This window comes from Ferrimonas senticii DSM 18821 (assembly GCF_000422665.1).
Taxonomy (GTDB): domain Bacteria; phylum Pseudomonadota; class Gammaproteobacteria; order Enterobacterales; family Shewanellaceae; genus Ferrimonas; species Ferrimonas senticii.
In genome coordinates this window covers 424059-434958 of the sequence record NZ_KE383898.1, presented here as the reverse complement: position 1 = coordinate 434958, position 10900 = coordinate 424059, and the positions used below count along the sequence as shown (strand labels likewise).

General features: G+C 56.2%; 4 protein-coding genes. 1 reads left to right on the top strand and 3 read right to left on the bottom strand.

Annotated elements, in window-relative coordinates; translation table 11 throughout:
• Positions 1-26: 26 nt before the first annotated feature.
• Both G506_RS19905 and G506_RS0115060 read right to left on the bottom strand, forming a co-directional pair.
• Positions 27-593 carry a class I SAM-dependent methyltransferase gene (locus G506_RS19905; RefSeq protein ID WP_084631481.1) on the bottom strand — a complete coding sequence of 189 codons (567 nt, stop codon included), beginning with the start codon at positions 591-593 and terminating at the stop codon, positions 27-29.
• A 97-nt stretch (positions 594-690) separates the two neighbouring features.
• A complete protein-coding gene (locus G506_RS0115060) occupies positions 691-2433 on the bottom strand; it encodes a formate--tetrahydrofolate ligase (protein WP_028117587.1) in 1743 nt (580 codons plus the stop codon).
• 589 nt (positions 2434-3022) lie between these two features.
• Here G506_RS0115060 and G506_RS0115045 point away from each other — a divergent pair.
• Positions 3023-4960 (top strand): tetratricopeptide repeat-containing diguanylate cyclase, encoded by a 1938-nt coding sequence (locus G506_RS0115045; protein WP_028117585.1) that lies wholly within the window; start codon positions 3023-3025, stop codon positions 4958-4960.
• 65 nt (positions 4961-5025) lie between these two features.
• Here G506_RS0115045 and G506_RS19900 read toward each other — a convergent pair whose 3' ends face one another.
• Entirely contained in the window at positions 5026-10890 is a 5865-nt protein-coding gene (locus G506_RS19900) for a calcium-binding protein (protein ID WP_051202175.1), read from the bottom strand.
• Positions 10891-10900: the final 10 nt, after the last annotated feature.

The window sequence follows — 10900 nt, the reverse complement described above, 5'->3', positions numbered from 1 at the left end:
TGTCCTTAGCTGCTGAATGAACTTGGCTATCCAGTCACGAGAATATAGGAATCTCGATGCGGAGCAACCAAGCCATTCATCAGGGACCCAACAGTTAGCAGTTCACGACTAAAGTAATTGCCTGAAGGTGACAGTTCGGCGTCGGCAACCGGGTTATGGGTCGACATCAACAGCATGCCGTTTGGCTTCAATACGCGCGCACATTCGGCAAACAGTGCATGCTGATCCTCAATGTAGTGAACCATCAACGAGCTTAGGATCAGGTCGTACTGCCCGCTCTGCTCCTGAGCTAAACCTTGGGCGGCATCGTTTTGATAGCAGCTAACCTTGGCATCACCGGCAAAACGCTGTTGCACTAAGTCCACCATTTGCTCCGATATGTCCATCGCCGTCACTGTCGCACCGCGAGCACGTAACTCGGCAATATACTCACCAGAGCCACAGCCGATATCCAATACCTTGTTGCCATGCAGATCGGCAATGGCGTTATCGAGCATCGCTAAGGTGGTCGGCCGTTCAAATTCGGCGTTGTAATCGTTGTCTTTTACCGCTTCAGCGTACTGCGCCGCGTATTGTTGGTACATTTGATTCATCGTCGCGTTGTCTCGTTGGTTGCTGCGGCTTATAAAACAAAGAGAGTACCTTTTAGGTACCCTCTTATTTGATATCAATTTTACCCGCTTTTAGCGGTTACTCATCCAAGCCGGTGATATTGCCGTCGGCATCAATATCGATGTTCATAAAGGCTGGCTTTTCCGAAAGGCCCGGCATGGTCATCACGTTGCCGGTCAAAGCGTAAATAAAGCCCGCACCCGCACACAGTTTCAGTTCACGAATTGGCACCACAAAATCGGTTGGCGCGCCCTTCAAAGCCGGATCGTGACTGATGGACAGTGGCGATTTAGCCATACACAGCGGCAAGTGGCCAAAACCCAGTTCGGTCAGTTGCTGCAGCTCGGCTTGAGCTTGCTCGGTTAACTCGATGCCCTTACCGCCGTAACCGGCTTCGACGATGCTCAACAGTTTGTGTTCGATTGGCTGATCAACATCATACAGGTACTGGAACTGGCTCGGTTGAGTCAGCGCCTGCTGCACCTTACGAGCCAACTCAGTGGCGCCATCACCGCCTTTGGCAAAGGCTTCCGACAGCGCCACTTCAACACCAAGCGCTTGCACTTGTTGCTTCAACCAGTTGAGCTCTTCAACAGTATCCTGTGGGAAGCGGTTGATCGCCACTACCGCTGGAATACCGTAGCGTTTAACGTTGTCGATGTGCCATTTAAGGTTGGCAAAACCGGCTTCCAGCGCCGCGGCATCGGCTGCAAAGATCGCCTGCGGCAGAGGTTGCCCCGGGCGCAGATCGTATAGGCCGGAGTTGGCTTTTAGGCCCCGCAGGGTAGCAACCACCACCGCCGCATCTGGGGTTTTGCCAGCGGCGCGGGCTTTGATGTTACAGGCTTTCTCAAAGCCCATATCGGAGCCAAAGCCACCTTCGGTCACCACCACATCCGCCAGACCCAAAGCGATACGATCGGCGATGATTGATGAGTTGCCATGAGCGATGTTGGCAAAAGGACCGGCGTGCACCAAGGTTGGTACTCCCTCGATGGTTTGCATCAAGGTTGGCTGCGCCGCTTCACGTAAAATCGCCGCCATGGAACCGGCGACTTTAAGGTCCTCTGCAGTGATCGGTTGACCATCCACACTGTACGCCATCACCACTTGGCCAAGGCGCTTGCGCAGATCCGCCAAATCCGAGGCCAATGCCAGCACCGCCATCAGTTCCGAGGCGGCGGTAATATCGAACCCACACTGACGCTCAATGCCGTTGGCATTAGAACCGGGGTTGTTGATGCCGATGGTGATCTGCCGCAAAGTGCGATCGTTCATATCCACACTGCGACGCCAGCTAATGCGGTTAGCGTCGATGTTCAGTCGCGCCATACCGGTTTTCGCTTCAAAGCCATCACCCAAGTTGGCTTCATGGAACAAGCGTGCATCCAGCGCCGCGGCCGCCAAGTTATGCGCCGCCGCTACCGCGTGAATATCACCGGTTAGGTGCAAGTTTAACTCTTCCATCGGCACCACTTGGCTGTAACCACCGCCGGCCGCACCGCCTTTGATCCCAAATACCGGCCCCATCGATGGCTGGCGAATGTTGGCCATCACCTTGACGCCAATCCGATTTAACCCCTGCGCCAAGCCGATGGTGGTTACGGTTTTACCTTCACCCAGCGGCGTCGGAGTGATGGCGGTCACCACCACCAATTTACCTTGTTGGTTGGTTGCAACTCGCTTGAGTGCAGACAACTTAACCTTCGCCTTGGTGTCGCCAAATGGCGCCAGCTCGGTGGCTAAGATCCCCGCCTTAGCGGCAATGGCACTGATGGGAGCCAATGTGGCTTCGCGAGATAGGGTTAGATCGGATTTCATTATTATGCTGTCACCTTGGGGTAAATCGACGGCGCGAATTGTAACGCAGTTGCCCGCAACTACCGGGCTCCCCCTTGTGACCAAGATCACAGCAGAGCACATTTAATCAGCATGATTTTGCGAATTATCAATCTGGAATTTGCAGCCAGTTTTGATCTTTTCAAAGATAACAGCGACATAGATTGTTGAACTGGCATTATCGACTGTCCCAGCAGAAAACCTGCGCTTTCGCTGAAAAATTAGAGCGTGTTGACGTTTTTCGTATATTTTTGCGCCCGTCATCTGCCACTTTTAATGGCAAGTTTGACTTGCTCAGTCAATTTGACCGTTCATTAATCACCGAAAGGCGCCTTGCAGGGCCGGACTAGCGGCCGTCACTCTTCGTCATACGATTTCGACGTAGAGCCCTGATTTTGATTTCTGAAGAGAGGGCCTTCAATCGCAATCCTCGATTGATAGCCGCTATCCTCGGCCAAACTCTGAACAGCAAACATCAACACGCCCTAGAACAACGGCATGATCTGGGGCAGTTTTGATTTACAAATCAATTTGTTAACATGATGCAGGACGCTTTGTAAAAGGAATGACAATGGCTACAGCAACGGATCTTAACCGACTGTCGGTTCCGTACTGGCGCTTATCATCCTGTAGCCATCGTGTTGCGGCGCTGCTACCAGCGGCGCTCAGTCTGTGGCTATTATCCACCACAGCGGTGCATGCCATCACCACCGAACAACTGCACCAACTCGAACAGCTTCGCCACCAAGATCGACCCCAAACCCTGATCCAAACAGCACACTACCTAGAGCAATCATCGCTTAGCGTTGAGCAGCGACTAACGCTGCTTGATATTCGCTGTAATGCCTTGCTGGATCAAAGTCGATACGCCGATGTTGAACAACTGTATCAGGACAGTCTGCCGATGCTGGACAGCTTGGCATACAACGGTTTTTGGCTAGCATTGGGGGCGTGTTACGGCAGCGCTTTGGATCGCGAAGGGCGCACCCAGACGGCGATGATGCTGTTTGAGCAACTGCAAGCGCAGTTTGATCCGAGCCGCTATCCCTACCAATACTCATTATTGCTGAGCGCCAAAGCCAACTTGCACGGCTATCGGGGCGAATATCAAGCGTCAGTTACCGCCTTGAACCACGCCATCAAACTGCTGCATCAAAGTGGCCGTGATGCGCCGCAACAGATGATGCAATTGCGTAACAGCATGGCCAATAACTACAAATATATGGGGTTGTACGACAAAGCTGAGCAGAGCTACTTGCAGATACTAGCCTGGCTTGAACAAACCGACGATCACCTAAGTACCGCCGTAGTGCTGTACAACATCGCCAGCATGCATGAGGCACAATCAGAGTACGACCAAAGCAAGCTGTGGGCACAACGTTCAAAACAGTTGGCGCAGCAAGTCGATGACCAGATCGGGGTGGCGTACGCCAATGTGCTGATCGCCAGCGCCGATGCCGCCGCGGGCCACTACCAACAGGCGTTGCAATTGGCCGAGCACACCACGGTTATCTTTGATCGGTTTAATGAGATCGATGGCGCTGCGGCACTGCGCTTAAAAGCCGCCAGTTGGTACAACCAGCTGCAAGATTATCAAGCCGCACTGGCCCAAGCGGAGGCAGCACAACGATTGTATCTGCAGTCCGGTAGCCTAACCGGCCAAGCCAAAACCGCGAAAGTATTGGCGGAGATCTACCTTAATCAAGGCGAATTAAACCGAGTAATTGCCCTAACCCAATTGCAGATCGCCCTTAATCAACAGGCATTTGATACCGATCTGAACAATCAAATTGCCGCTATGCAAGCCAAGTTCCAAGTCAATCAAGACGCCATCGAAAAGCAGCTGCTGGATTATCGCTATCAAGCGCAACAAGCACAGTTGCAAAAGCGCAATTGGCAATTGACCAGCGGCATCACCATCGTCGTCAGCCTGCTGTTGTGTGTGATACTGCTGCTGTGGCTGCTAAATCGCAGCAACAAACTGTCAAAGAAGTTAGAACACAGTGCCCATCATGATGCCTTAACCGGGCTGTATAACCGGCGTTATATTCGCCATCAGTTAACCCAAGAGTTGGCCCGCTACCAGCGCCATCAACAACCATTTTGCATCGCCCTGGTGGATGTCGATAACTTCAAAAACATCAATGATCAATTTGGCCACAGCCAGGGCGATCAGGTACTTACTGCCTTGGCCGAACTATTCCTGCGTCATCTGCGCCAAAATGATCTGTGCGCCCGTTACGGCGGTGAAGAGTTTTTATTGCTGATGCCGCACACCAGTTTGCAGGAGGCTGAAATCGTACTTGAGCGACTACGGCAAGATGTCGCCACGATGCAGATCAGTGGGCTTACACAACTGACCATCAGTGGCGGTTACGCCCAGATCCGCCATCAGCAAGATATCGACAGCTTGATCACCTGCGCCGACAGCGCCCTCTACCAAGCCAAATTTGCCGGGCGCAATCGCTGCATCGCCGCCCGTGATGGCAACTGCGGCAGCAACAAATAAAGCGGCGCCGCATTGCTGCGACGCCGCTGGTACTTAGACCACTAACGATCAGGGTTTAATCGCGTTTACAGGCCGCCACTTTGATCCTCCTCTGGCACTAACGCAACTTGATTAAGATTGACGTCAGTTAACTCTGAGTCGGTCCAGATAGTCACAGTTTCGCCGGCACCATTAACAAACTGGTAGCCCTGCAAGGCATCAACATCAACCCCTTCGGCCTGATAACGTGCCGCCAAGTCGGCATCAATGCTGCTGGCATCCAGTTCATTGGCATAGTTCCAACCACCGCCCTCAAGGTTCACCTCTTCCGCGCCCAACAGCAGGAACACATCTTCCATGGCATCGCTGTCGTTGCCATTGAGCAACAAACCATCACCATCACTTTCATTGAGGATCTGCTCCAGCGAGATCTTCACTGTGGTGGCGTCAACGCCATCGTCAATGATCAACGCCTCAATGCCGCTGGTGGCACCGCCGGTCATATCAATGATGCCATCCCCTTGTGGGCCGGCGGTTAACACATCAAAACCGCTGCCACCGCTGATGAAGCTGTCATTGCTATCAAATACGATGCGGTCACTGCCCTCACCACCGTACAGCTGATCGACACCACTGCCGCCATCTAGGCTGTCATCGCCAACGCCACCGAACAGTTGGTCATTGCCACTGCCGCCTTTAAGGTTGTCATCGCCAAGCTCACCCAGCAAGGTATCGTCATTGTTGCCACCGTCGAGCAGATCATCGCCTTCGCCGCCCTGCAACAGATCGTCACCGCTGCCGCCGTAGAGCTTATCGGCACCGGCCTCACCAGCAAGATGATCGGCACCGCTTTGGCCATACAGTTTGTCGTCGCCGTCGCCGCCAACTAACTGATCGTCGTTGTTGCCGCCCTTAAGGGTGTCATTACCGTCACCACCAAGCAGGATGTCGTTGCCGCTGCCACCATCGAGGGTGTCGTTGCCAGCTTCACCCTGCAGTTGGTCGTTACCGCTGCCGCCGTAGAGCTTGTCATTGCCCTCACCGCCTTGCAGCAGATCGTCACCATCGTCGCCGTAGAGGCTGTCGTTGCCGCTGCCACCTTGCAGTAAGTCGTTATCATCGCCACCACGCAAGCTGTCATCGCCATCGCCGCCGTACAGCTCATCACTGCCGGCACCGCCGTCGATGCTGTCTTTACCAAGGCCACCAAAAATCTTATCGCTGCCACCACCTGCACTGATGCTGTCGTTGCCATCACCACCTTCGATAACGTCGTTACCGGCACCAGTGCTGATCTGGTCGTCGCCAACACCGCCGTCGATCTGATTATTACCGCCGCTGGCAACGATGGTGTCGTTACCGTCGCCGCCGTCGATAACGTCGTGACCACTGCCAGTGTTGATGCTGTCATCACCGGCGCCGCCCAAGATGACGTTATTGCCGCCGCTGACGACTACCGTATCGTTGTCTGCACCAGCGTCAATTTGATCATCCCCACCGCCCGCTTCGATAATATCCGCGCCAGCACCACCGGTGATCAGATTGTGGCCTGCGCCAGCGACAATGCTGTCGTCGCCTTCACCACCATCGATGGCATCGTCCCCGGCACCGGACTCAATGGTGTCGCTGCCAAGGCCACCGCTAATGACGTTATTACCGCTGCCAGCCAAGATGCTGTCATCGCCATCGCCGCCATCGATGCTGTCGTTGCCGTCGCCGCCTTCCAGCAGATCGGTGCCACTGCCACCCAACAGCGTATCGTTACCGGCACCGGCGATCAGATGGTCGTCATCAGCGCCGCCATCAAGGGTGTCATCGCCCTCACCGCCAGCAAGGAAATCTGCCCCTGCACCACCACTGAGGGTGTCGCTGCCGAGTTCGCCAAACAGCACATCATCACCAGCGCCACCGTCCAAACCGTCGTTACCGGCACCACCGATAAGCTGATCGTTGCCCTCCCCCCCAGCAACAGTGTCATTACCGTCACCGCCATAGAGGCTATCGTCACCAACGCCGCCGTCGATGGCATCGTTGTTGATGCCGCCATACAGGGTGTCGTTACCGGCGCCACCACTAAAGACATTACTGCCCGCTTCGCCGTAGATGGTGTCATCACCACTACCGGCGTCCACTTGGTCGTTACCGGCACCGGCGTAGATGGTGTCATCACCGCCGGCGGTGCTGATGGTGTCACTGCCTTCGCCGCCAAAGATGGTGTCGTCAAACTCGCCCGAGGTGATGGTGTCATCGCCGCCATCGCCGTGGATCTCGGCTTGCTCTTCGGTATCGGTGATGGTGTCGTCACCGGCGCCACCAAACAGTTGGTCGGTGCCAGCACCACCGATGATGGTGTCGTCGCCGATCCCGCCCTGGACATAATCGTCGCCGGCGCCAGCGTCAATCAGGTTGCTGCCATCTTCAGCCAAGATGATATCGTCACCGGCTCCAGCCGTAACGATGTCATCACCGCTGCCGGTGTGAATTTCATCGGCACCGCTGCCCGCTTCAATGCGATCGGCACCACCGCCGCCAAGCAACAGATCGCCATTATCAGCACCAATCAGGTGATCGTCGCCTTCGCCGCCGATTAGGGTACTGGATTCAACGCCACCGTAGAGCACGTCATCACCACTGCCGCCATCAAGCACGTCGACGCCCTCACCGCCGAGCAGTTGGTCATTGCCGGCACCGCCAGCCAGATAATCGTCGCCTAAACCACCTTCGAGGATGTCGTCGCCGCCATCGCCAAACAAGCTGTCGTTACCCGCTTCGCCTTTGAGCACATCATCGTTGCCGCCGCCTTCGAGCAGATCATCGCCGCTGCCTGCACTGAGGTGGTCGTTACCGGCATTGCCGCTTAAGGCATCGTTGCCGCTGCCGCCGCTGATGATGTCTTTGCCACTGCCGCCAGAGATGATGTCATCGCCCTCGCCGCCGCTTAGCTGGTTGCTGCCGCCAGAGGCAAAGATCAGATCATCGCCCAAACCGCCGAGCACTTGGTCATCGCCGTCACCGGCGTCAATCTCATCGTTGCTGGCACCAGCATCAATGGTGTCGGCGCCGTCACCACCGGAGATAATGTCGACCCCGGCACCACCGGTGATCAAATCGTCGCCACTGCCGCCATGCAGTTCGCCGCCCTCTTCGCCGCCATACAAGGTATCGGCACCGGCACCGCCATCGAGAACATCGATGCCTTCACCGCCCAACAGCAAATCATCGCCACTGCCACCGACTAAAATGTCGTCACCTACGCCCCCTTCAAGGTGATCGTCACCACCACCGCCCATCAGCAGATCGTCGCCTTCGCGACCAAACAACTGGTCATCGCCAGCGCCAGCATCAACACTGTCGTTGCCGCTGCCGGCATCAATCACATCGTCGCCCATGCCTGCGGCAACCACATCGTCGCCACTGCCAGCGCTGATGTTATCGTCGTCTTGGCCGCCGAAGATGGTGTCATCACCGGCACCAGAATCGATCTGATTGCTGCCGCCGGCGGCGTAGATGAGATCGGCGCCACTGCCAGTAGTTACCTGATCATCGCCGCCACCGGCGTAGATCTCATTGTCACCCTCGCCCGCTTCAATGGTGTCAGCACCAGCGCCGCCAGAGATCAGATCGTCACTGCCACCACCGATGATGGTGTCATCGCCATCGCCGCCATGAAGGTTGCTGCGCTCGTCGCCGCCAATCAAGGTGTCATTGCCGGCACCACCAACCAGCGTGTCCTCGCCCTCGCCGCCATCGAGTTGATCGTCGCCAGCACCACCCAGCAACACATCATCACCAACGCCGCCACTGAGGGTGTCATTGCCGTCGCCACCATCGGCAAAATCGTTGCCCTCGCCAAGGGTAATAAGATCATCCCCCGCTTCGGCAAACACCGTGTCATTACCGGCGCCAGCAACGATGATGTCGTCACCCTCGCCGGCAAACACAGTGTCATCACCGGCGCCAGCGTCGATGTTATCGATGCCATCGTTGGTCTCAATGTAATCGTTGCCAGCCCCACTGCTGATCGCATCGTCGCCCTCGCCGCCAAAGATGGCGTCGTTGCCCTCGCCGGCGCTGATGGTGTCGTTGCCTTGGTTACCGAAGATGACGTTATCCCCGTCACCGGCGTTAACCACATCGTCGCCTTCACCGGCGAAGATCTCATCGTTACCGGCACCAGAGTCGATCAGATCGTCGCCGCTTTCGGCAAAGATGATGTCGGCGCCGCTGCCGGTCAGCACGCTGTCGTGGCCCTCACCGGCGTACACCAAGTTATCTCCGTCACTGACATCGATGCGGTCATCGCCGCTGCCAGCAAAGACCTGATCGTTACCACTGCCGGCGCTGATGGTGTCGTTGCCTTCGTTGGCGTGCAGTTGATTGTCACCTTCACCGCCGCTAAGTACGTCATCGCCAACGCCACCAAACAGTTGATCCGAGCCCGCGCCGCCAACCAGAATGTCATCGCCCTCATCGCCAGTGAGGATGTCATCGCCCTCACCACCATCAAGGCTGTCGTTGCCCTCACCACCGTAGAGGCCATCGGCACCCAGGCCGCCGCTGATGGTGTCGTGTCCCACTTCCCCCACCAACAGATCGTCGCCAGCACCACCATCGAGCTGGTCGTCGCCTTCGCTGCCAAGCAGGGTGTCATTGCCGTCATCACCCTGCATCGAATCATCGCCAAGGCCGCCCACCATAAAGTCAGTGCCGTCGCCACCAACCATGCGGTCGTCACCGACCTCGCCAAACAATTGATCATCACCGGTACCGCCGCTGAGGCTATCGTTACCGTCACCGCCAAGCAGGATATCGCTGCCATCTGCGCCACTAAGGCTATCGGCACCGTCACCGGCGATCAGCACGTCGTCACCGCTGCCGCCGCTTAAGCTGTCGTCACCCTCATCGCCCAACAGCACATCGTTGTCGTCGCCGCCAAACAGTTGGTCTTGGCCTTTGCCGCCGACCAGTAGATCATCGCCAGCACCACCTTGTAAGCGATCGTCGCCATCATCGCCAAGCAAGGTATCGCTGCCTTGGCCGCCATACAGTTTGTCGTCGCCAAGCTCACCCATCAGCAGATCATCGCCCTGACCGCCATGCAGTTGGTCGGCACCATCACCACCTAACAGTTCATCGCTGCCACTGTTACCGCGCAGCACGTCGTCGCCTTGACCGCCAAACAGTTTGTCGTCGCCGTCGCCACCTTTAAGCAGGTCGTCGTTACCGCCGCCATCAAGAAAATCATCGCCTTGGCCGCCGTAGATGTTGTCATCGCCCTGCATCCCAAAAACGGTGTCATTACCCTCGCCGGCGGTAATGGTGTCATCCCAGATCCCGGCGCCATCAATGCTGAGCGAATCGATATCGACACCCGGGCCTGAGACCACATCCAATTCCACTTTGATGATGCCATCGGCGGGCATCAGTTCAGGATCGATCTCGACCTTGATGATGCCGGTATCCTCGCCAACCACCAGCGCTGGGCCGGAATAAACCACGTTGCCTTGAACATCACGAACGGTGATCTGAATTTCGGACTGGTCGTCGGCATCGATATCCAGCTTCATGCTGAAGGCATTGCCACCATCTGGGATCTCGATCCGCGTGGCAAACTGCTGACCAACCTCGTAACGTCCCGGAGCTTGCTCGCCACTAAAATCCGCCAAATTGTCATTGGCAGACCAGCCATCACTGGGATCCTCTGGTTGCTCTGGCTCGGCATCGGGATCTTTGCCGCCATCACCCAAAATCACGTCATCGCCGCTGCCACCGCCGATGGCATCGCTGCCGTCGTTACCAACTAGGTAATCATCACCGCCAGCGCCACTGATCACGTCGTCGCCGTCATAACCATCAATCGCGTCAACGTCACTGGTACCAACCAGTACGTCATCTTGTACCGTCGCTTCGTCGGTCCCTACGTTGCCGTTGTTTTGCTCTGAATTAGCCATGTTGTCTACT